This window comes from Halorubellus salinus, assembly GCF_020567525.1.
In the GTDB taxonomy this organism is placed as follows: Archaea; Halobacteriota; Halobacteria; order Halobacteriales; family Natrialbaceae; genus Halorubellus; species Halorubellus salinus.
In genome coordinates this window covers 15,655-38,232 of sequence record NZ_JAJCVI010000005.1, presented here as the reverse complement: position 1 = coordinate 38,232, position 22,578 = coordinate 15,655, and the positions used below count along the sequence as shown (strand labels likewise).

Genomic DNA, 22,578 nt, shown 5'->3' with positions numbered 1-22,578 from the left:
ACATACCATGAAAAACGACAACGTACAACCATGATCGAGGGGGTTCGGACGCGCGCGGTGCTCGACGAGTACGCGACGGTGCTGCTCGTCGCAGCGCTCGCGGTCGCCGCCGTCGGCGGCGTCGTCGCGTACGACGCACACGCCTCGACGGACGAGCGGCAGGTCGAGCGGACCGTCGAAGAGTTCCGCGTCGACGGGTCGTTCGCGCACCGGGCGACCGTCCACGAGGGCGCGAACACGACGACGTTCGAGCCGGGAGCGACGGTCCACAACCGGAGCGTCTACTTCTCTCGCGTGATGCCGACCCTGCGGGGTCGTCTCTCGCTCCGGTACGCGGGCGCGGACGCACCGGCGACCGTGCACGTCTCGCGTCGACTCGTCGTCGAGAGCGTCTCGAGCGAGCGCGAGACCGAAGACCGGACGGTGTACTGGCGCGACGTCCGGTCGCTCGGGTCGAACGCGACGACGCTCGTACCCGGAGACCGAACGACCGTGCCGTTCGCCGTGAACGTCTCGCGGACCCTCGCGGAGGCACGCAACGAGAGCGCGCGCCTCGGCGCACCCGGGTCCGTCCAGACGCGGGTCGTGTTCGACGTCACCGTCGACCGCGAGAGCGCGAACGGGACCGAGACGCTGTCGTTCGTCCTCCCGGTGACGACCGAAGGGAGCGTCTACCGCGTCGACGACGACCCGCGGTCGGTCGCGTTCAACCACACGGCAACGACGACGGTCGCGGACCCGCCGAGCGCGGCACGCGCTGTCGGCGGCCCGCTCGCGCTCGTTCTTGGACTCTTCGGCGCGCTCACCGTCCACGTCCTCCGACGCAGCGGCGCTCTCGCGGTCGACGGTGCGGAACTCGAGTATCTCGCGTACCACGAGGACCGCGCGGACTACGCCGACTGGATAACGGACGGGCGACTGCCGGCAGCCGCGTTGGAGCGCCCCAGCGTCGTCGTCGATTCGCTCGCGGGGCTCGCGGACGTCGCCATCGACGCGGGCGAACGCGTCGTCCACGACCGCGACCGCGACGAGTACGCGGTCGTCCACGGCGACCTACTGTACGTCTACGAGCCACCAGTGGACCCCTACGGCGAGACGGACGACGCACTCGCGAGGACGAACCCGTCAGACGCGGCGGCGCCGACCGCCGAAGCGGCCGACGCCGAGGACCTCCCGTTCGGCGACGCCGACGCCCACGACCCCGACGCCGTCCTCGACCAGACCGACGACGGGCGTGACCTCCTCGACGACCCCGCGAGCTTCGACGACCCCGGTGACGACGCCGGAACCGTCGCCAACACGGTCGACGCACGACCCAGCGACGACGCGGACGCGTCCGAGGCGACCGGGTCACGGTCCGACGACGATCCGACACCGAACCTGGACGTGCAGGACTGACTCCCAGCGCTCCCGCAAGCGGGTGTGCACGCCGTTCAGTAACCCCTTTAGGCGACGGCGGGGAACCGGAGGGTATGTTCCTGACACTGCGGTCGGCGGTCGAGGAGGCGCTCGCGGACGCGCTCGCGACCCTCGACTATCCGACCGACGACCTCGGAATCGAGGAACCGCCGGAAGACGTCGACGCCGTTCTCGCCTCGAGCGTCGCGTTCCGACTGGCGAGCGAGGCCGGTGCACCGCCGCCGCAGGTCGCCGCGGAGGTCGCGGACGCGCTCGACGCCGACGACATCGAGTACGTCGCCGCCATCACGACCCAGGGCCCGTACGTGAACTTCCTGCCGAGCGACGCGTACTACGCCGGGACGCTCGACGCCGGCCAGGCCGACGATTACGGACGACTCGAGGACACCGGCGAGTCCGCCGTCGTCGAACACACGAGCGCGAACCCGACCGGCCCCGTTCACGTCGGGCGTGCCCGCAACCCCATCGTCGGGGACGCGGTCGCGAACGTCCTCGACTTCGCGGGGTACGACGTCGACCGCCACTACTACGTGAACGACGCCGGCCGCCAGATGGCCGTGTTCACGTGGGCGTACGAGCACTTCGACGAGGAGGACCTCGAGGGCGAGCCCGAGCGCGACCGCATCGAGTACGACCTCGTCCGGTACTACCGCAAGGGGAACGCGTTCCTCGAGGACGGCCCGGCCGACGAGGTCGAGGCAGCCGAAGCCGAGATTCAAGCGATCATGCAGGGCCTGGAGGCGGGCGACGAGGACGTCCACGACCGCGTCACCGAGGTCGTCGACCAGGTGCTGTCGGGGATGCGCGAGTGCCTCGCGCGCCTACCCGCGGAGTTCGACGAGTTCGTCAAGGAGTCGCGGTTCATGTTCGACGGCTCGACCGACGACCTCGTCGCCCGTCTGAAGGAACTCGACGAAGCGGTGTACGAGGAGGACGCCTGGCAGCTCGACCTCACCCCGCACGGCATCGAGAAGAACATGGTGTTCCTGCGGTCGGACGACACGAGCCTGTACACGACCCGGGACCTCGCGCACCACGAGTGGAAGTTCGAGAACTACGACCGCGCGGTCACCGTCCTCGGCGAGGACCACAAGCTCCAGGCCGAGCAACTGCAGACGACCCTCGACCTGCTGGGGAACGACACGAGCCAGCTGGAGAACGTCATCTTCTCGTGGGTGAACCTCCCCGGCGGCCTCGGGATGTCGACGCGCGAAGGCACCGGCGTCGACCTCGACGACCTGCTCGACGAAGCCGTCGACCGTGCGCGCCAGGAGGTCGAGGACCGCATGGAGGATCGCATCCGCGACGACGACCTCACCGACGAGGACGTCGACCACATCGCGCACCAGGTCGGTATCGGCGCGGTCCGCTACGACATCATCTCGAAGCAACTGACGAAGACGATCACGTTCGAGTGGGATCGCGCACTCGACTTCGAAGCCCAGAGCGCGCCGTACGTCCAGTACGTCCACGCCCGCACCTGTGGGATCCTCGACGAGGTCGACGAGGTTCCCGCGTTCGACGCGAGCGCGCTCGAACGCGAGGAAGCGCACGACCTCCTGCGGACGATCGCGCGATTCCCCGCGGTCGTCGAAGCCTCGGCGGACGCACTGGAACCGCACAACGTCGCGACGTACACGCGCGAGTTCGCGGAGACGTTCAACGCGTTCTACCGCGAGTGCCCCGTCCTCAGCGAGGACGACCCCGAGGTGCGCGCGGCACGGGTCGCGCTCGTCGCCGCCGCACGGAACACCATCGCGAACGCACTCGGGCTCCTCGGCGTCGCCGCACCCGACTCGATGTAACCAGCAGGCGACGCGACCACCTCACCTCTCTCCGGCTTCTTCTAGCTCTCCGTGCTTCGTTCGACTCCGGCAGTGCGAGCGTTCCCGAGCTAGCAGTGCGGGCGCTCCCGAGCTGGTAGCGCAGCCGCTCCCGAATGTCGACACGACGCACTCTCGACGCCCCACCTGCGCCTGCCGACGCCGGGTCGACGACGCGCAGCCGACCTCAGCCGAGTAGCGGGAGTGCGATGACGCCGCTGGCCATGATGCTACCGCCGACGAAGATGACGGCGCCGACGCCGACGCCGATAACGAGCACCAGGAAGAGCAGTATCCACGAGAGCGGAATCGAGTTGTCGTCAGCCATGTACGGTCGTTGGAACGTCGGACGGGAAAGCCGTTTCCGTTCGAGAGCGCCGCGGAACCACCCGGTCCGGTCGCCGGTCGGCCGCGTGCGGTCTGCCGTGCGGTCGGGCGCGACGGACGTCAGCGGTCGTGGTCGTGGCCACCGTCGGTCGCGGGTTCGCCCGTGCGCTCGGCGTCACCGTCGCTGTCGGCGAGCGCGCGCTCGACGTGCTCGTCGTCCGCGCTCCGCGTACCGTTGTCCGCGTCCGCGTCCGGGATGTCGACGCGGTCGCCGTCGCCGTCCTCCGCGTCCACCTCGCTGATCGCGCTCGACACGTCGTCCGCCGACGCCACGTCGCCGTCGTCGCCCGCGTCCTCGGCCGCGCCTTCGCGCGCCGGGGACTCGCTCGCGGCCGAGGCCTCCTCGTTCTCCGCGCCGAACCGCGGCCGGTCGTCGTCGTCGGCCTGCCCGAGCAGGCGCGCGGCGAGGTACCGGTACGCTTGCGCCGCCGGCGATTTCGGCTCGTGGACGACGAGGGGCGTGCCCGCGTGCACGCTCTCGCGGACCTTCGGGTCCTCGGGCACCGCAACCAGGAGGTCGGTCCCGACCTTCTCCGCGACGTCCTCGGGCGACACGGGCTCGTTCGGGCGCGTTCGCGTCACCACCATCCCGCCGACGGTCCCGCCGGCGCGCCCGACGAGGTCGACGGTCTTCGTCGCGTCCTGTATCGCCGCGGGCTCCGTCGTCGACACCAGCAGCGTCGCGTCCGCGAGCCCGAGCGGGAGCACCGTCTCGTGACTCACGCCCGCGCCGACGTCGAGGAGGACGAAGTCGAAGCGCTCGCGGAGGTCCGCGATGACGCCCGTCAGTTCCTCCGTCGCGACGTCCGCGTACCCGTCGAGGTCGACGCCGCTCGGGATCGCCCAGATGCCGTTCGCGAGCTCGTACGTCGCCTGGTCGACGGTCGCGGACCCGCCGAGGACGTCGTGCAGCGACGTCCCGCCTGTGTCGAGACTCACGAACCCGGCGAGGTTCGCCATGCCGAGGTCCACGTCGACGATGACGACGCGATTGCCGACGCCAGCCAGTGCCGTGCCCAGGTTCACCGTCGTCGTCGTCTTCCCGACGCCACCCTTCCCACTCGCGATGGCGTACACCGTCTCCTGCGTACTCATTACGATTCGATACAGTGCTGGTGGAGTAATAAATGGTGGTTCGCGCGACATCGTCTCGCACGGACGCCACCGGTCGACTCGCACGGTCGTCGTCGTTCACTCGCTTCAGGCGCGTTCACGACGCCCGGTTCCCGCGCCGTTCACGCCCGTTCACGCCGTTCAGGACGCCCGAAAACCGGTTCAGAGCGCCTGAAACGCTCGAACTGTCCCGAACGGCGTTCCCCCTTCAAGTGACTCCGAGCACTGGCTTCGAGTGCAACGAACCATGAAATCGACGCAACTCGTCGCGGCCGTCCTCGCCGTGCTCGTCGTGGGCGCGGGAGCGGTCGCGGCCACGCCGGCAGCATCGACGTCTGGACAGACCGCGACCGACGCCCTCCCGGGCGACGACCACGCCGCGAACGAATCCGACGGCGCGAGCGACGACGCGCCCGCCGCGACCGACGAGGCCGACGCCGAGCCGGGCGCGAACGCGCCGGTCGACGTCCCGGCCAGCGGCGCGAGCGACCGGTCGCTCCCCGAGCAGGCCAGCGACACCGCCAAGACCGTCCAGTCGACGATCGCCGACTGGTTCGGTGCGAACGAGAGCGAGCGCGAGCACGACTCGCTCGGTGACGCCATCTCCAGCGTCGTCGGCGGCGACGACGCGGACGCGAACGAGAGCGCGGACGACGATGCGGACGAGAGCGCGGACGACGATGCTGATGCGTCCGTCGACGTCGGTGCGAGCGCGTCCGAGAACGCTGGCGCGAACGCGAACGCCACCGGCCAGAGCGAGGCGAACGCGAACGCCGAAGGCATCGTGAACGCCGTCGTCTCGTTCTTCACGGACGACGACGCGGACGCGTGACGCCCTCGACTCCCGACCCGACTACCCGGTCCCCGCTGACGCCCGGGTTGCCGTCGACGTCCGACCGTTCCGTCCCGTAACCGACCTCGTTTCTTCGCACCGGACGACCGCCACCCGATAGCGGCACCTGTCGCCCCCAACGCCGACCGCCCGCCGCCGACCGCCCGCCGCCGACCACCCACCGCGACAGAACCACGCATACGCCCGCGAGCGGGGTCGTGCGACCGTCTCACGGACAAGGAACAGTTACTTACGCGCACGTCGGTGACTTATATCCAATGAGTCAGCAAAGCGAGGAGGAACAGTCCGACCGGAAGAAGTACGAGTTCCAGAAGGTCATCGAGGACCTGCAGGCCCACGAAGGATCAGGAACGCAACTCGTCACCATCTACGTGCCGGAGGACCGCCGGATCTCGGACGTCGTCGCACACATCACGCAGGAACACAGCGAAGCGTCGAACATCAAGTCCAAGCAGACCCGGACCGCCGTCCAGGACGCGTTGTCGTCGCTGAAAGCGCGATTGAAGTACTACAAGGACCCGCCGGAGAACGGGATGGTGTTGTTCTCGGGCGCCATCGACTCCGGTGGCGGCCAGACCGACATGAAGACCGAGGTGCTTGAGTCGCCGCCCCAGCCCGTCGAGTCGTTCCGCTATCACTGCGACAGCGAGTTCCTCACCGAACCGCTCGAGCACATGCTCGCGGACAAGGGCCTGTACGGGCTCGTCGTGCTCGACCGCCGCGAGGCGAACGTCGGGTGGCTCCGCGGGAAGCGCGTCGAACCCGTCAAGTCAGCGAGTTCGCTCGTCCCCGGGAAACAGCGCAAAGGTGGCCAGTCCGCCCAGCGGTTCGCTCGCCTGCGCCTGGAAGCCATCGACAACTTCTACCAGGAGGTCGCGGAGATGGCCAACGAGCTGTTCGTCCCCGAACGTCACGAGCTCGACGGCGTGCTCGTCGGCGGTCCCAGTCCGACGAAGGACGAGTTCCTCGACGGCGACTACCTCCATCACGAACTCCAGGACTCAGTGCTCGGGAAGTTCGACGTCGCGTACACCGACGAGTCCGGGCTCTACGACCTCGTCGACGCCGCACAGGACGTGCTCGCGGACGCGGAGATCATGGAGGACAAGGAGCTGATGGAGCGGTTCTTCAAGCAACTCCACGACGGGAATCAGGCGACGTACGGGTTCGAGCCGACGCGCCAGAACCTCGTCATGGGGTCCGTCGAGCACCTCCTCATCAGCGAGGACCTCCGGCAGGACGTCGCCGTCTTCGATTGCGGGAACACCGAGGAGTACGAGGTGTTCGACGCGCGGAAGGCGACGCCGAGTCACGAGTGCGAGGACGGGAGCGACGCCGAACTCGAGGAGCGCGAGGACGTCATCGAGTTCCTGATGGCGATCGCCGACCAGCGCGGGACGGAGACGAAGTTCATCTCCACCGACTTCGAGAAAGGCGAACAACTCCTCAACGCGTTCGGTGGTATCGCTGGCTTGCTGCGGTACGAGACCGGCGTCTGATCGCCTTCGAACCTCGACCGGACGGTCGTCTGACTCCTCGTTCTCGTTGTCTTCGTCGTCGAACGCCAGCCTGAGAGGTGGTTGCCTCTCCGGGACCTGGCGATGCGTTCGACGCTGACGACGGGCCCGTGTCAAATCAAGACCGCCGATTCCCCCCGTGGTGAGTGTGTCCCCCGTTGGCGGGCGGATTCCGTCGACGCGCCGAACGACACGGGGCCATAGGCCGAGCACGGCTAAATCGTCACGCACCGACCGGATGCACGCACCGCGAAAACCAGTACTTATGTCTGCCGGCGCGGTCGGGGTGTGCGGGCGATAGCGACCCGCGGTCGCGGTCGCCGAACTACTCCATGAGCTGCTCGAGTTGCTTCCGGCGACGCCCGATAGCGACCCGCGGCTGGAGCGACCCCTCGCCCTCGAGGTCCTCGAGTATCAGCATCGCGTCCACGCCGTCAGCGGCGAGGTCCTCGACGAGCGTCTCGATGTTCGAGCGATTCAACGCCAGCGACGACAGCATCCCGACGACGAGCGCCATCCGCACGCCCGCCGTTTCGGGCGGGAACGACTCCACGATGTCCTCGAAGCGCACCTCGCCGGCGGGCTGCGCGTTCGCCGGATCCGCCGCCGTCACCGTCAGGCACTGCGTGCAGATGGACGCCGCGTCACCCGGCGCGAACTCGCGCAGGTCCGCAGGCACCTCGAACACAGTCACGTCACCACGACACTCGGAGCATTGCATAATCACCCCGACACGCCCGACCGCCTAAAAACTAGTCTGCGTGACGCCCACCAGCCGGGTCGAACGTGAGAAGAGACACCCGCCCGACCGAATCGATGCAGTTCGAGGGTCCCGGTACGCAGTCAATCCGCGTCGACGGCCCACGGACGCCCTGTTCAATCCGCGTCGACGGTCTCCGCCGCTTCCGCTTCCGCTTCGCGCGCGGCTTCCTCCTCGGCTTTCTCCTCGGCTTCCTTCTTGTCCTTGATCTTCTTCAGGCGGAAGATCTCCTCGCGCTCTTGCTCCTCGAGCTTCTGCTCGATGTACTCCTGGTTGTTGTAGAGTTCCGGGAGGAGCTTGAACTCGAGTGCGTTGACGCGGCGCTTGGTCGTCTCGATCTCCTTCAGCATCTTCTTCATCGCCGTCTCGACCTCCGCGGCGAGGATGATGGACTCCAGGAGGTCCTCGTACGCTTCCGCGGCCTCGTCGATGCGCGCGCTCGTCCCGAGGACGCCGTACCCGCGCTCGTCGAGGCTCTTCTTGACCTTCGAGGACTCGATCTGGGGGACGACGACGCCCATGATGTTGTTCGACTCCGTCGTGATTTCGGGGTGCTCTTTGAGTGCAGCGGCGGCGCCGCGGACGGTGACGTCGCCTTCCATGGCGCGCGCCATGTTGATCTTCTTCTGGGCGGTCTGGTAGTCCTCCTCCATGCCGCCCCGGACGTCCTGGGCCTTGTCGAGGATGTCCATGAACTCCATGATGAGCCCGTCGCGCTTCTGCTCGAGCGTGTCGTGGCCGCGCTCGGAGAGCTCGATGCGGTCCTCGATCGCCATGAGGTTCTTCCGAGTCGGCTTGACGTCCTTGGCCATTACGCGCCAGTTGCGTAGCCAGCCTGTTAACCCTTTACGATTCCAGCGGGTGTGGGTGGGCGAGCGGGCCGCTCGCGGCAACGTTCGCCAGCGCCCCGGTGGCGCTCTTGCGGGGGGTTGGGGGGACTTCGGTGGTTCGCGAGCGTGCTACCAGATGCCTTGCGCTCGGTCCATGCCGGTGACGACGACGACGTGCGGGAGGGTGAGGACGGCGATGCCGACGAGGTAGACGCCGACGAGGCCGGGGAGTTCGGTGGGCGTGGCGGGGACGAGGACGGCGAGTGCGGCGAGGACGAGGAGCGCGCCCACGGTGAGGGGGGCGGCGTCGCGGGCGAACGCGGCGAGGGCCCCCGTGGTGTTCCCGCGTTCGAGTGCGGCGCTTGCGGTGTCGTCGACGGCGACGAGGCGCGCGACGTGCCTGAGCGCGTGCCACGCGGAGAAGTACGCGCCGACGGCGAGGATGGGAGGGACGAGGAGGAAGAAGGCCCAGAGGGCGAGGGTCTCGGCGACGTCGACGGTCCACGCGGTCGAGGCGCCGTCGGCGCGGTAGCCGTTCGCGAGCGCGAGGGCGGTGAGTGCGCCGACGCCGGCGGCGACGGCGAGGCGCGCGTCGGTGGTGAACAGCCACGCGATGGCGTCGGTCGACGCACCGAACGGGGCGACGAACCACCCGAGGACGCGCTCGTACTGGCCGGGGAACGCGACGAGCGGCACCGCCATCGGGAGCGCGCCGCGGACCGCGGCAGTGAGTGCGCGCTGGGCGCGTCCCCGGGGATGCTGGCCGTCGAAGAGCGCGACGAGCGGGTAGAGGTCGCCCTGGCCCCAGTGCGCCCACGTCAGGAGGACGAACGCGACCGCGGCCGCGAGCGGGGCGACGAACCACGCGACGGCGTACGCCCCACCGACGACGGCGTAGAGCGCGCCGACGCGGAGCTGGTGGGCGCGCGTCGCTGGCCGGCCGCCCGTGCGTGCGAGCGCGAGGTGGTCGACGGCGCCGTGAGGGAGCCCGAACAGGACGACGCTCGCGACGAGCGGGACGAGCTGGACGACGAGCGGCGGGCGGTCGACGCCCGCGGCGAACGCGACCGCGAGGACGCCGACGACCGCCCACGACGGGACGAGCGCGAGGGCGACGAGCCGGTCGCGGACGGCCGCTGGCTCCGACGACCGGTCGACGTACCCGCTCGTCGTCATCGTGCCACGCTTTCGCCGCGCGTCAGTTTGAGTCGGACGAACCGGCGGAGCGGTGCGGGGACGGCGGCGGCGGGCGCGGCGTACACCCACTTGAGGAGGACGAGGCTCTGGACGACGAAGACGTTCGTCACGAGGAAGAACAGGCCCTCCTCGACGGGGAGGCCGAGCACGAACACGCCGGTGGTGTACGTCTCCGAGATGATCCAGACGCCCGCCTCGATGGCGATCCGGTCGACGACGCAGAGGTACAGCGTCGGCGCGAGCACGCCGAGGAGGAACGTCTTCCGTGCGCGCACGAGGACCGGCCAGCCGAACGCCCACTGGACGCCGAGGACGGGCCCGGCCCACGCGAGGATGGCGCCGAGGTACAGCGTCTGGCCGCCCTGGAGGACCCACGCCAGGCCGAGTGCGGTGACGGCGGCCGCGGCGAGCGCGCCGACGACGCGCTGCCGACGCGAGATCCGCGCCGTGGAGACGTCGACGATGCCGAGACTCCCGACCCACAGGGCCGCGAGCATCGACTGCAGGACGAAGAACGCGTACTCCTCGATGGGTGCCAACCACACCCGCGCGAACACCGTCCCGTCGCCGTACGTCCACACGCCCCGCGAGATGAGGTAGTTGTCCCACGGGGTCGTGTACGCGACCGCGAGCAGGACCACGACCGGCGTTCCGACCTTCAACGTCCGCGTCCACTCGTCCAGACCACGCACCCGCCGGAGGACGACGACCGCGGCGAGCGCCGGCACCACGAACAGCAGGTGGAAGACGACGTACGTCAGGACGTCGGTCACGCGAACTCACCCCGCGAACGGGGGCAAGGTGAGCGACCTGGTCGACCCTGGACGCCACGAAGCGAACGTCGTCTGGACGAGTGTATCGGATACATGATTGCTTCGAGTACGAAAAAACCGCGTCGCGACGGTGTCAGTCCGCAGTGGTCGCGCCGCTCGGTGCCTCGGAGGCGGTGTCGGCCTCGTCGAGGATCGCGTGACTCGACAGGAGGATGAACCCGAACCCGACCTTCGCCACGAGGTCGAGGACCATGAACCCGGCCGTCTCGATGCCGAGTCCGACCGCGCCGACGCCTTCCGTCCCGACCAGCCACCACACGGGGTAGACCAGCCAGATGACGGTCAGCATGTTCCGTAACAGGCGGAACTTCGATTGGGCTTCGCCCGAGAGGTTCCGAGCTTGCTGGGTGAGGTTCCGGAAGAGGAACACGAGGAGGACGAGCAGGAACGCCGTGCTGACGCCCCACCAGATGAGGCGCTGCGCGCCCGTGGAGAGTGCAGCACCCTGGAGGTCGCCCGTGAGGGTTGCGACGGCGCCGGTCCCGATCATCGCGACGTCGAGGCCGACGAGCGTGTAGATGGTGTTCCGGTCAGCGCCCGCTAGCAACCCGAGGTCGTACAGGAGTAGCGGGGTCGTGAACAGCCAGTCCGTGTATCGCGCCCAGTAGATGGGGATCTCCTCCCCACCCACGACGACTGTCGTCAACCCATACCCGAGCGCCATCGCGAGATAGTTCGCGAACGCGATCGCGGTGATGAATATCGTCGCGATGTAGAACTTCTGTCGTCTCTCGTTCTTTACGCCCCAACCCCTGGCGATGAAGTAAACCATCCCCAGGAACATTCCCGCGGTGCCGAGCCACAGCCACAGTGCTTCGCCTTCTGGTGATGCCATGCTACGCTAACATGTACGCGAGGGACCGAACTAACTCCACCACCGGAAATTTCCGTCTCTCTCGGCCTGTCTTTATAACGGGCCGTCGGTCGGGGCGATGCCGTCGACGACTTCGCCCACGACCTTCCGGAGCGCCGCCCGCAGGTGCTCGTGGAACGTCGACGTCGACACGCCCATCGACGCCGCGAGCGTCTCCCCACTGACCGCTCGCGGCGTCTCGAAGAACCCCGCCGCGTGCGCCCGGACGAGCGCCGCCCGCTGTCGATCCGTGAGGTCCGCGTCGAGCGCCGCGACGAACTCGCGACGCGTCCGAACAGACCGTTCACCCGACCGGTACGCCTCCAGCGCCGCCCCCGGGAACCGCGACTGGACCGTCGACACCACGTCGCGCCCATCACAGCCCGCGGGAATCGACAGCACGAGCGACGCCCCGTCACCGTCCGCCGAGAGCGACGTGACCTCGACACCCCGCGCCGCAAGCCCCTCGACGAGCTCGCCCATCGACCCCGTCATCGACACCAGACACCCGTCCTCGCCGTCCACCACCACGGACGTCGACAGCTCCGGGAACGCCGCGGCCGTCTCCAACACCACCGCCGCGTCGACACCAGTCACGTCCCAGAGCACGGACACCTCGCCGTCCGCCACCTCCGCACCCGCGAACGAAACCTCGCACTCGCGGCCCGCCGCGAGCACGACCGGGAACAGCTCCGACCCCGAGACGTCCAACCGCGCCTCCGCGACGCCATCCGCAACCACGCGCTCGTGGGACTCCACCGCGTTGATCGCCGTCGCCACCGTCCGCCCCACGGACGCCAGCACCACGCGCTCGTGCTCGTCGAACGCACCCTCCTCGTCCGCGTACACCGCGAGCACGCCATAGGTCACCTCGCCGTACGAGAGCGGCACGACCGCGACCGACCCGTAGCGGTCCGGCCACTCCGGCCCATGCAGCCGTCCGTTCGCGCACTCGCTCGCATCCCGCAACTGGATCGTGTTCGACGCGACCGCCGCCACCACCGGGTCGTCGTCGTCGAACGACAGCGACAACTCGTCCACGCGCCGCGGCGCACCCGCCTCACCACCGAACCCGACGACGGGATCGACCGTCTCGCCCGACAGCCCGTACTCGCCGACCCACGCGAACGCGTACTCCGGCGTGCTCGCCACGCACCGACACACCTGCGCTTGCAACTCCTCGCGCGTCGACGCCTGCACGACCGTCGCCGACACGTCCGCGAGCAACCCGTCGACGCGACTCAGCACCGCCTCCAACGCCATCCGCTCGTCGCGGTACGCTCGCGCCCGCTCCCGAGCCGCTCGCTCCGCATGCTTCCGACGCGTCACGTCCAACTGGAACCCGACGTAGAACGCGACCTCGCCATCGTCGTCGAACAACGGCGCGAGCTCCACGCGATTCCAGAACAACTCGCCGTCCTTCCGGTAGTTCCGTAACGTCACCGTCACCGGCTCCGCCTCGGCGACCGCCGCCCGCATCTTCGCGACCGGCGCCTCCCGCGTCTCCGGCCCCTGCAGGAGCCGACAGTTCCGCCCGATCACCTCCTCGCGACGATACCCAGTGATGCGCTCGTACGCATCGTTCACGTACACCAGCGGGTTATCCGGGAGCGAGGGGTCGGTGAGCGTTATCCCGACCGGTGCCGCGTCCATCGCCTGCTGCTTGACCGCCTCGGTCACCGGGACCGCACGCGCCCGCTCGCCCTGCGGCGGAACCGGCTCCTCCTCGAACACGCTCGACCCACCATCCGCCAGGACAGACCGGCCCGACCGAGGGCTCTCGTGCTCTCGCATACCTCACGTACGTCACGAGCGACCAAGTTCCTACACCCCGACCAGTTACCCACCACCAACCACGAACCGACCCATTGCCGTCGCTCCTCGACGACCCGAGAACCGAAGAAATCGAGAGAGACCGTCAGTCGGCGGCGACTTCCTCGCCGACGTCCTCGACGTAGTGCTCCTCGATGAGCTCCTCGTCGACGCGGTTCAGCTCCGTCTTCGGGAGCATCGACAGCAACTCCCAGCCGATGTCGAGCGTCTCGTCGATCGACCGGTCCGTCTGGAAGCCCTGGTCGACGAACTCCGCCTCGAAGCGGTCCGCGAAGTCCAGGAACTTGTTGTCACGCTCGGACAGCGCCTCGCGACCGACGATGTTCACGAGGTCGCGGAGGTCCTCACCTTCCGCGTACGCCGCGTACATCTGGTCGGACACGTCCGCGTGGTCCGCACGCGTGAAGCCCTCGCCGATACCGTCGTCCATCAGACGCGACAGGCTCGGCAGGACGTTCACCGGCGGCTTCAATCCCTGACTGTTCAGGTCGCGGTCCATCACGATCTGGCCCTCCGTGATGTACCCCGTCAGGTCCGGGATCGGGTGCGTGTCGTCGTCGCCCGGCATCGTCAGGATCGGGATCTGCGTGATCGACCCCTCGACGCCCTTGATGCGACCCGCACGCTCGTAGATCTGCGCCAGGTCCGTGTACATGTACCCCGGGTAGCCACGACGGCCCGGGACCTCCTCGCGCGCCGCACCGATCTCGCGCAGCGCCTCACAGTAGTTCGTCATGTCCGTGAGGATGACGAGCGTGTGATAGCCGTGCTCGAACGCGAGGTACTCCGCAGTCGTCAACGCCAGCCGCGGCGTGACCGTCCGCTCGACGGCCGGGTCGTCCGCGAGGTTCATGAAGACCACCGAACGCTCGAGTGCGCCCGTGCGCTCGAAGTCCGCCATGAACTCGTTGGCCTCCTCCTGCGTGATACCCATCGCGCCGAAGATGACCGCGAACTCCGACTCCTCGTCGTCGTCGTCGCCGCCCTCGGACTCCTCCGGGACCGTCGCCTGCCGCGCGATCTGGAGCGCCAGATCGTTGTGCGGGAGCCCGGACCCCGAGAAGATCGGGAGCTTCTGGCCGCGGACGAGCGTGTTCATGCCGTCGATACCCGAGACACCCGTCTGGATGAACTCCTCGGGGTACTCGCGAGCGTACGGATTGATCGCCTCGCCGACGATGTCGCGACGCTCCTCCGGGACGATGTCGGGACCACCGTCGATCGGGTTCCCCGAACCGTCGAGCACGCGCCCGAGGAGGTCCTCGGTCACGGGCATCTTCATCGTCTCGCCCAGGAACCGAACGGACGAATCCATGTCGATACCGGACGTCCCCTCGAACACCTGGATTGCGACCAGGCCCTCGCTGGACTCCAGCACCTGCCCGCGGCGAGTACTACCGTCGGGTGCCTCGATCTCGACCATCTCGTCGTACCCGATGGCCTCGTCGACCTCCGCGAACACGAGCGGTCCGGAGATCTCCGTGATTGTTTGGTATTCCTTCATGATCAGTAGAGTTCACGCAGCTGGTTCGACAGGGACTCCTCGAGGTCGTCCACGAACTCGGGGACCTCGTCGTCCTCGGTCGACGCGATACGGTTCAGCTTCGGTGCCGCATCCACGTTCTGGATCTCCTCGACCGGCACGCCCGCCTCGAGCGCCTCGGAGGCCTCGTCGTTGAAGTGCTTGATCGCCTGGAGGATGCGGTACGTCTTCTCGGGCGGACAGTACTGGTCCACCTCGATGAACGCGTTCTGCTGGAGCCACGCCTCGCGGAGGTACTTCGCGACCTCCAGGATCAGGCGCTGGTCCTCGGGCAGGGCGTCCTTCCCGACGAGCTGCACGATCTCCTGGAGTTCACCCTCCTCGTCGAGGATGTCGACCGCCCACTGGCGGATCTCCGGGAAGTCCTCCGCGACGTTGTCGCGGTACCACGGGTCGAGCTGGTCCTTGTACAGCGAGTACGACTCGTCCCAGTTGATAGCCGGGAAGTGACGCCGTTCCGCGAGGTCGGCGTCCAGCGCCCAGAACGTCTTCACGATACGGAGCGTGTTCTGCGTGACCGGCTCGGAGAAGTCCCCACCCGGCGGCGACACCGCGCCGATGACCGAGATGGAGCCCTCCATGCCGTTGATCGTCTCGAAGTACCCTGCACGCTCGTAGAACTGGCTGAGGCGCGCCGCGAGGTAGGCCGGATAGCCCTCCTCGCCGGGCATCTCCTCGAGACGCGAGGAGATCTCGCGCATCGCCTCCGCCCACCGCGACGTCGAGTCCGCCATCAGCGCCACGTCGTACCCCATGTCGCGGTAGAACTCCGCGATGGTGATACCCGTGTACACGCAGGACTCGCGCGCCGCGACCGGCATGTTCGACGTGTTCGCGATGAGGCAGGTACGCGCCATGAGCGCGTTCCCCGTCTGCGGGTCCGGGAGCTCCGGGAAGTCGTCGATGACCTCCGTCATCTCGTTCCCACGCTCACCGCACCCGATGTACACGACGATGTCCGCGTCAGAGAACTTCGCCAGACTCTGCTGGGTGACCGTCTTCCCGGACCCGAACGGCCCCGGGATCGCCGCCGTCCCACCCTTCGCGAGCGGGAACAAGCCGTCCAGGATACGCTGCCCCGAGACGAGCGGCGTCGTCGGCGTCTGCTTGTCACCAGCCGGCCGCGCCTCACGAACCGGCCACTCCTGACGCATCTGAACCTCCTCGCCCGAGGAAAGCTCCGCAACCGGCTCCTCGACCGTGAAGTTCCCCGCCTCGATGGCGACGACCTCGCCACCCTCGTAATCCGGCGGGACCATGACCTTGTGCTCGATCGTGACCGTCTCGTCGACGACCCCGATCACGTCACCCGGCTCGACCTCGTCGCCTTCCTCGACGGTCGGCTCGAACTCCCAGGTCTTCTCCAGGTCGATACCCGGCGCGTCCACACCACGGTCGAGGAACGCCGAGTTCATCTTCTCCTCGAGCACGTCCAGCGGACGCTGCACACCGTCGTAGATGGTGTCCAGCATCCCCGGCCCGAGGTCGACGCTCAACGGCTCGCCCGTGTTCTCGACGGGCTCGCCCGGTGCGACCGCAGACGTCTCCTCGTACACCTGAATCGTGTACAGGTTCCCTTCGATCTCGATGACCTCGCCCATCAGTCCCTCGTCGCCCACGTAGACGACGTCGTTCATCCGGGCACCGAGGTCCGTGGCGGTCACGACCGGACCACTCACGCTCTCGATCTGGCCGTCCTCGCGGACGTCAGTGTCTGTTGCTTGACTCATATTAGTCCTCGTCCATCAGGTCGATACCGATCGCTCGCTTGATCTGCTCGCGCAGCCCGCCCGAGCCCGCACCACCGCCGAGCGTCACGAACGTCGGTTCGATACTCGTATCCACGATACTCCGCGGCTCCCGGGACAGCTCCGCGACGTCGTCGTCGTGCATCACGACGATACCGACGTCCTCGTCGCGAGCGACCTCGCGAACGGCGTCGTCCAACTCGTCGGCGTCCTCGGACTCCACGTTGTAGAACTTCCGGACGCCAGCGAGCCTGAAGCCAGTGGTGAAGTCCGGACTGCCGACGACCGCGATCTCCTGACTCATATCGTGACCAGCTCCTTCTCGATCTCGTCCTCGCTCAACCCGGCCTCTCGACCGCGCGCGATGGCACGGATGTTGTTGACCTCGCGCTCCTTCGCGATGATGTACGAGAGCACGGGCGTGACCGAGAGCGGGTGCACGTGACTCAGGTGGTCGGCGTACTCCTGGAGTGCCGCGTCCAGCGCACGCTCGAACCCGATGAGGCTATCCGCGTCCTCGAGTTCCGCGAGCGCCTGCCCGAGCTCGTCACCGTACTCGCTGTCCCGGATGACGGAGACGAGCTCGCTCGTACTCGACACGAGCGACGACAGCTGTCCTTCCGAGAACAGGTCACCGCCCGCGATGTAGTACTCCGCGGGGTCGAGGTCCGCGCCACTTCGCGCGAGCCGGAGCGCGTTCCGCGCGTTCCGGAAGTCGATCTCGGCCTTCAGGAACCCTGCGTACAGCGCGAGTGCACTGTCGGGCTCGTAGTCGCCGAGCTCCGCGATGAGGTTCTCGTAGAACGCGCGGTCAGCGGCGTTCTCGAGCGGCACGAGGACGTCCGTCTCCTCGTACTCGGGGAACGCCGCCTCCATCCCGCGCTCGAAGATCGTGCCGTCGAGCAACTCGACGACGCCCTCGATGGACTGCGCGTCCAGCAAGCGCTCCAGGAAGCGGTCGTCGAACTCGCCCGCTCGAATGAGGTCGGACGCGACCTCGTCGCGGGACGCACCCGAGTACACGCCACGGAGCACCGTCTTGACGTTCCACGCGTCGAACTTCCGCAGATACGACGCGATCTGCTCGTAGAGACCACCGCCAGCCCAATCGAGGATGTCCTCGAAGTTCTCCGCGAGGTTCCGGTTCAGCGAGTACTCGATGAGGTCCACGCCACTGTGACGCGACCCGAGCGCGTTCATCTCCGCCTCGTACTCGGACTCCTCCATGTACCGGGAGATCTCGCTCGGTCCCATCCGGACGAGCTTCCGGTAGTCCTCGTCGTCGAACAGCTTCGCACGGCGGGCCCGGATGCGCGCGTTCACGTACTCCGGATTGGCTCCCTGTGCGCTGCTCATTCTTCCTCGTCGAACAACCGGTTACTGATGTCTCTGAGGTTGTCCTCCCAGACGTCCGCCAGGAGGGAGTCGAACGTGTTGTTCACGCGAACCCGACTCTCGTCGGCTTCGACGACGACGCCACCGAGGCAGTCGTGGACGCCAGCGACCTCGTAGCCGTCGTAGTCCGCGACCACGTCGGCGAGCAGGTCCTGGTCGTCCTCGCGACCGTACACGCTCACGCTCTCCTCGCTCTCGAACTCGACGCTCGCAGCGTCGAGCAGCGCGGTCGTGAGCTCCTCGCGGCGGTCGCCCTCCATCGACGCGAGCGCGTCCTCGACGCGTTCGCGGACGTCCTCGAGGACGTCGCGGCGCGCTTCGAGACGCATCTGCTTCGCCTCGAGCTTCGCGCTGGAGAGCTTCTGTTCTCGCTCCTGTTCGACCGTCCGTTCCGCCGCGCGCTCTGCCTCCTCGATCGTCTCCTCGGCGTCCGCCTCGGCCTGCTCGACGATCTCGTCGGCTTCCGCTTCACCGTCGGCTCGTATCTCTTCCGCACGCGCGCGGGCTTCGTCCCGGATGTCCTCAACGACTGTATCCAGACTCATTGTGGGAAAACGAAGCGGTTAGTTACCCGACGAACAGCGGGACGAGCGCCAGGATGACGAGCGTCTCGGGCAGGACCGTCATCAGGATTGCGATACCTGTCGAGATCGAGTCCTCGGCGAGCGCGCCGATCGCGGCTGCGCCGATCCCACGCTCCGCGTATCCGGAGCCGAGCGCGGCGAGACCGATGCCGATCGCGGCAGCGGCGGGCTTTTCAATGGCGGGGCCGGATGTGGCCGTCTGCGACCCTTCGTTCTGCAGTGCAACACCGAGATTGAGTACGTGTTCTGCGAGTTCCATCATAGTTTGCGTAGTCCTCCGTGTCTACCAGACAGGTCGTACTGGCCACAGCGCACCCATAAAACTTCCCAAAGAAATCGGCCGGTACCGGACGTATAACCGTGAAACACAGGGGGGAAATATAAAGACGTTTTCGGTCTGACCTCGCTGAGGCACAAGTACGTGTCGTTCGAACCGGAAGAACGCGAGGTGAGCGGTCAGTCCTCTGTCGTGTGCTTGCGTTCGTACCCGAACGGTTCGAACACGCGACCGCCGCCCTCGTAGAACTTGTTGAAGAACTCGACGAACTCGAGACGCACGCCCTGCAGGCCCGCGCTCGTCACGCCGAGGATGAGGACGAGCAGGTGCCCGACGACGAAGATGAGGACGCCCAGGACGGCGAACGCGACGCCGCCGTGGACGAGGCCACCGAACAGGATCTCACCGTGCTCGACACCCTCGGGACCGTAGCTCGTCATGTAGTGAATCTCGCCCTCGTACTCGTAGGCCCCCCAGAACAGGAGGTTGACGACGAGCGCCATCCCGGCCTTCGCCAGGAGGACGCCCGCCATCCGGATGTACGAGAGGACGTTCACGAGCGCGTTCGGCGTCTCCAGTCCACCGATGATGAGCCCGATGAAGCCGTACTCCTGGTACTCACCGTAGAGGATGCCGGCCAGGCCGATGAACCCGAACACGAAGAGGCTCCCCCAGCCGACGACCTCCGGCAGGCCGTTGGCCGACGAGATGATGTGTGCCTCCGCCAGTGGCGCGAACAGGATGTCCCGCTTCTGGTCGAGCGCGACGTCACTGAATATCCAACCCCAGACGCCGATCATCAGGAACCACCACGCGAGGTTGTGCGTGAACGCGTCCACGAGCCCGTGACTCCGGTCGTTCCAGAACCCGAACCAGAACCCGATGGTCATGTGGACGATGCCGGCGACGAGGCTCAGCACGAGGAACGACCGTGCGTAGTAGCCGAACGCCGGCTGGAGGCCCTTGTGCAGCGGCGGCTTCCCACCGAACAGGACCTCGCCGAGGACGTGCATCCCGAATATCTCGCCGTACAGCACGCCGAACAGCATCGTGAAGCCGCCCGCGAACATCGCGATAGCGCCGATGCCCTTGATGATCTCCGCGTCGAACTTGCTGTAGATACCGTAGCCGGCAGCGGCGTAGAGGATACCGTACCCGAGGTCCCCGATCATGAACCCGTAGAAGAACGGGAACGTCAGCATGATGATCATCGTCGGGTCGATCTCGGAGTACTTCGGGATGCCGACCATCTTCGTCAGCGGCTCGAACGGCTTCGAGAGCGAGTCGTTCTCCATCACCGTCGGTGGCTGCTCGTCCATCGACACCGTACTGCCGCCGTCCGTGACGGCCTCGGTGTGCTCGGGCTCGCCGTGCTGGTTGTAGTCCGCACGTTCGAGCTCCTCGACGTCCGCGCGGTCGCCGACGGCGTCACCGACCGTCGCGCGCAGCGAGTCCACGCGGTCGGTCGGAATCCAGCCCTCGGCGATGAACGCGTTCTCCGTCGTCGCGAACTGCAGTGGCGCCTCCGAGCGCTGCACGTCGATACTCAGGCGTTCCTCGGCGGCGAGCAGGAAGCTCGCGACCTCCAGACGGAGGTCGTCGAGCTCGTCCTCGACCGTGTTCAGCTTCGACTCGAGACGCTGCTTGCGATGGCGGAGCTCCTCGATGTACTCCGAGGGGTTCCCTTCGGCGTCCTCGGGGATGTCGAGGGTGGTGAAGTCGACGCCGACGAGGAGGTCGTCGAGGAAGTCCTCGCGCGCGTTCGACTCGGGGTAGACGTAGACGGCGACGACGCCGTCGGCCTCCTCGACCTCGAACTCGCGGACGACCGCGGCACCACGGAGCGCCTCGCGGACGCCGTCGGCGTCACCTTCGCCGACGCGAACCTCGAGACTGTCGTAGCCGGAGAGGAGATGCAGGGGCGTCCCGAGCGTCGCGAACGGCGCCATCGAATCGATCCGCTCCTCGACGTCGCGGAGCTCGTCCTCGAGCTCGTCGCGGCGGTCGTCGAGACGGTTCGCCTCCTGGCGGACCTCCTCGAGTTCCTCCTCGAGCGCGTCCTCGGTGACGATGCGACTCGGGCCGGCGTCCGCGGCGTCGACCTCGAGGATGTTCTCGAGCGACCGAACCGTCACGAGCTTCTCGGAGGCCTCCTCGGCGCCCTCGACCGGGTCGCCGTTGTCGAAGCCCTCCCAGGAACCGTCGTAGTCGCTGAGGTGGACGAGGTTCAGTTCGTGTACTGCCTCGATGACGTCGTCCATCACCGCCTTGGACCCCGTCACCGAGACCTTACTCATCCGCTCAGGTCTGAGCATGTACCTCCTCCGTGAAGCGCTCGAGGACGAAGTCGACGACGTCGTCGACTCTGCCCTCGGCGCGAGACCGGAGGCGCTCGCGTTCTTCCTCGCCGTCCTCGAGGATGCGGTCGCGCTCGGTCTCTATCTCTTCGCGGGCGTCCTCGAGGCGGTCTGCCTCGAGCGCTCGCGCCTCTTCTTCGGCCTCCTGCCGGATGTCTTCGGCACGTTCGCGGGCGTCGGAGATCCGTTCCTCGCGGTCGGCCTCGGCCTCCGCGATGATGTCGTCGGCCTCTCCTTCGGCCGTCTTGATGCGTTCGAGAACCTCTGGCCTCGGCATGGTATGAACGTTCGAGAGTTACAACAGCGCCTATTTGGTAGTTGCGAAAGGCAGTCGTGGGATTCCGGCGTAGCGGTCGTCTCGCGGGGACTTCCACGGTCGCGCTGTGGCCGGAATCAGCAATACTTTGGTCGCGCCGCACGAAGCGCGAGCAATGGGAGTCCTCGAAGACAAAGCACGAGCGCGGTTGTTCTACAAGTACCTCTCGAAGGTGTACGACACGATCAACCCGTTCATCTGGAACGAGGAGATGCGGACGGAAGCGATCGGGATGCTGGACATCGAACGCGACGACCGCGTGCTGGACGTCGGGTGCGGGACGGGGTTCGCGACGGAGGGCCTGCTGGAGGTCGTCGACGAGGTCGTCGGCCTCGACCAGAGTCCGCACCAGTTGGAGAAGGCGTACGCGAAGTTCGGGAAGCACGGGGACGTGCGCTTCCATCTCGGTGACGCGGAGCGGCTGCCGTTCGAGGACGACGCGTTCGACGTGGTGTGGTCGAGTGGCTCCATCGAGTACTGGCCGAACCCCGTGGAGACGCTCCGGGAGTTCCGCCGCGTCTGCAAGCCCGGCGGGCAGGTACTCGTCGTCGGCCCGAACTACCCGAAGTCGAGCGTGTTCCAGAAGCTCGCTGACGCCATCATGCTGTTCTACGACGAGGACGAGGCCGACCGGATGTTCCACGACGCCGGCTTCGAGGACGTCACGCATCGGCTGATGGGCCCGTCGTACGACCCGGACATCGCCATCACGACGGTCGCGCGCGTCCCCGGCGACGAGGACGCTGACGTCGACGCGACGGCGACGTCCGAGGTCGAGGCGGACGCCTGACCGACGTCGGGGTCGACCGTGCTCGTTCTCTTCGTTCGCGCGACGCTGGGAGCGGTGGCGCTGGCGCGCGCGACGAGCGCGTCGTCGGCGTAGATAGCGACGACGACGCGGTCGCCGGGCGCTATCTCGGGGTCGTTCGTGCCCGCGAGC

General features: G+C 67.5%; 21 protein-coding genes. 5 read left to right on the top strand and 16 right to left on the bottom strand.

Translation table 11 applies throughout. The features are described from left to right. Nucleotides 1-30: 30 nt before the first annotated feature. Together LI336_RS14380 and argS are read left to right on the top strand one after the other, a co-directional pair. Nucleotides 31-1,398, top strand: a complete 1,368-nt coding sequence (locus LI336_RS14380) for a DUF5305 domain-containing protein (RefSeq protein ID WP_227133834.1) — start codon at nucleotides 31-33, stop codon at nucleotides 1,396-1,398. 74 nt (nucleotides 1,399-1,472) lie between these two features. After that, complete coding sequence (gene argS / locus LI336_RS14375) at nucleotides 1,473-3,224, top strand: arginine--tRNA ligase (RefSeq protein WP_227133833.1); 1,752 nt, start codon at nucleotides 1,473-1,475, stop codon at nucleotides 3,222-3,224. A gap of 205 nt (nucleotides 3,225-3,429) precedes the next feature. Here the strand turns inward: argS and LI336_RS14370 are convergent, their stop codons facing one another. Further along, nucleotides 3,430-3,570 carry a hypothetical protein gene (locus LI336_RS14370; RefSeq protein ID WP_227133832.1) on the bottom strand — a complete coding sequence of 47 codons (141 nt, stop codon included), beginning with the start codon at nucleotides 3,568-3,570 and terminating at the stop codon, nucleotides 3,430-3,432. Nucleotides 3,571-3,689: 119 nt separating this feature from the next. Further along, nucleotides 3,690-4,724: a MinD/ParA family ATP-binding protein gene (gene minD, locus LI336_RS14365; protein ID WP_227133831.1), complete on the bottom strand. Its 1,035-nt coding sequence runs from the start codon at nucleotides 4,722-4,724 to the stop codon at nucleotides 3,690-3,692. Nucleotides 4,725-4,989: 265 nt separating this feature from the next. On the opposite strand from minD, the gene LI336_RS14360 reads away from it, so the two are divergent. Further along, entirely contained in the window at nucleotides 4,990-5,574 is a 585-nt protein-coding gene (locus tag LI336_RS14360; protein ID WP_227133830.1) for a hypothetical protein, read from the top strand. A gap of 278 nt (nucleotides 5,575-5,852) precedes the next feature. After that, the gene (prf1, locus tag LI336_RS14355) at nucleotides 5,853-7,094 is read left to right on the top strand and encodes a peptide chain release factor aRF-1 (protein ID WP_227133829.1); all 1,242 of its coding nucleotides are present in this window, start codon (nucleotides 5,853-5,855) and stop codon (nucleotides 7,092-7,094) included. A 343-nt stretch (nucleotides 7,095-7,437) separates the two neighbouring features. On the opposite strand, the gene LI336_RS14350 is transcribed toward prf1, so the two are convergent. The 14 genes from LI336_RS14350 to ahaH all read right to left on the bottom strand — a co-directional run bounded on the left by LI336_RS14350 (nucleotide 7,438) and on the right by ahaH (nucleotide 21,599). Further along, nucleotides 7,438-7,833 carry a DUF6276 family protein gene (locus LI336_RS14350; protein ID WP_227133828.1) on the bottom strand — a complete coding sequence of 132 codons (396 nt, stop codon included), beginning with the start codon at nucleotides 7,831-7,833 and terminating at the stop codon, nucleotides 7,438-7,440. A 155-nt stretch (nucleotides 7,834-7,988) separates the two neighbouring features. Then, nucleotides 7,989-8,684 carry a V-type ATP synthase subunit D gene (locus LI336_RS14345; protein ID WP_227133827.1) on the bottom strand — a complete coding sequence of 232 codons (696 nt, stop codon included), beginning with the start codon at nucleotides 8,682-8,684 and terminating at the stop codon, nucleotides 7,989-7,991. 147 nt (nucleotides 8,685-8,831) lie between these two features. After that, nucleotides 8,832-9,878, bottom strand: a complete 1,047-nt coding sequence (locus LI336_RS14340) for a Brp/Blh family beta-carotene 15,15'-dioxygenase (protein WP_227133826.1) — start codon at nucleotides 9,876-9,878, stop codon at nucleotides 8,832-8,834. Then, complete coding sequence (locus LI336_RS14335; RefSeq protein ID WP_227133825.1) at nucleotides 9,875-10,672, bottom strand: lycopene cyclase domain-containing protein; 798 nt, start codon at nucleotides 10,670-10,672, stop codon at nucleotides 9,875-9,877. The genes LI336_RS14340 and LI336_RS14335 overlap by 4 nt, the downstream gene beginning before the upstream one ends. A gap of 133 nt (nucleotides 10,673-10,805) precedes the next feature. Continuing rightward, entirely contained in the window at nucleotides 10,806-11,567 is a 762-nt protein-coding gene (locus tag LI336_RS14330) for a bacteriorhodopsin (RefSeq protein ID WP_227133824.1), read from the bottom strand. Nucleotides 11,568-11,639: 72 nt separating this feature from the next. Beyond that, complete coding sequence (locus LI336_RS14325) at nucleotides 11,640-13,319, bottom strand: bacterio-opsin activator domain-containing protein (RefSeq protein ID WP_227133823.1); 1,680 nt, start codon at nucleotides 13,317-13,319, stop codon at nucleotides 11,640-11,642. A 184-nt stretch (nucleotides 13,320-13,503) separates the two neighbouring features. After that, nucleotides 13,504-14,922 carry an ATP synthase subunit B gene (locus LI336_RS14320; RefSeq protein ID WP_227133822.1) on the bottom strand — a complete coding sequence of 473 codons (1,419 nt, stop codon included), beginning with the start codon at nucleotides 14,920-14,922 and terminating at the stop codon, nucleotides 13,504-13,506. Nucleotides 14,923-14,924: 2 nt separating this feature from the next. Further along, nucleotides 14,925-16,691, bottom strand: coding sequence for an ATP synthase subunit A (locus LI336_RS14315; protein ID WP_227133821.1), 1,767 nt, complete (start codon nucleotides 16,689-16,691; stop codon nucleotides 14,925-14,927). Between the two features lies 1 nt (nucleotide 16,692). Beyond that, on the bottom strand, nucleotides 16,693-17,013 hold the full coding sequence (locus LI336_RS14310; protein ID WP_227133820.1) for a V-type ATP synthase subunit F: 321 nt from the start codon (nucleotides 17,011-17,013) through the stop codon (nucleotides 16,693-16,695). Then, nucleotides 17,010-18,065 (bottom strand): V-type ATP synthase subunit C, encoded by a 1,056-nt coding sequence (locus LI336_RS14305; protein ID WP_227133819.1) that lies wholly within the window; start codon nucleotides 18,063-18,065, stop codon nucleotides 17,010-17,012. The genes LI336_RS14310 and LI336_RS14305 overlap by 4 nt, the downstream gene beginning before the upstream one ends. Further along, nucleotides 18,062-18,649 carry a V-type ATP synthase subunit E gene (locus LI336_RS14300; RefSeq protein WP_227133818.1) on the bottom strand — a complete coding sequence of 196 codons (588 nt, stop codon included), beginning with the start codon at nucleotides 18,647-18,649 and terminating at the stop codon, nucleotides 18,062-18,064. Before LI336_RS14300 ends, LI336_RS14305 begins: the two co-directional genes overlap by 4 nt. 22 nt (nucleotides 18,650-18,671) lie before the next feature. Then, nucleotides 18,672-18,950 carry an ATP synthase subunit C-like protein gene (locus LI336_RS14295; RefSeq protein WP_227133817.1) on the bottom strand — a complete coding sequence of 93 codons (279 nt, stop codon included), beginning with the start codon at nucleotides 18,948-18,950 and terminating at the stop codon, nucleotides 18,672-18,674. Between the two features lie 194 nt (nucleotides 18,951-19,144). Then, nucleotides 19,145-21,280 carry a V-type ATP synthase subunit I gene (locus LI336_RS14290; RefSeq protein WP_227133816.1) on the bottom strand — a complete coding sequence of 712 codons (2,136 nt, stop codon included), beginning with the start codon at nucleotides 21,278-21,280 and terminating at the stop codon, nucleotides 19,145-19,147. Beyond that, nucleotides 21,267-21,599 carry an ATP synthase archaeal subunit H gene (gene ahaH, locus LI336_RS14285; protein ID WP_227133815.1) on the bottom strand — a complete coding sequence of 111 codons (333 nt, stop codon included), beginning with the start codon at nucleotides 21,597-21,599 and terminating at the stop codon, nucleotides 21,267-21,269. Before ahaH ends, LI336_RS14290 begins: the two co-directional genes overlap by 14 nt. A gap of 154 nt (nucleotides 21,600-21,753) precedes the next feature. Between ahaH and LI336_RS14280 the strand changes: the two genes are divergently transcribed. Beyond that, nucleotides 21,754-22,428, top strand: a complete 675-nt coding sequence (locus tag LI336_RS14280; protein WP_227133814.1) for a methyltransferase domain-containing protein — start codon at nucleotides 21,754-21,756, stop codon at nucleotides 22,426-22,428. Nucleotides 22,429-22,578 lie beyond the last annotated feature (150 nt).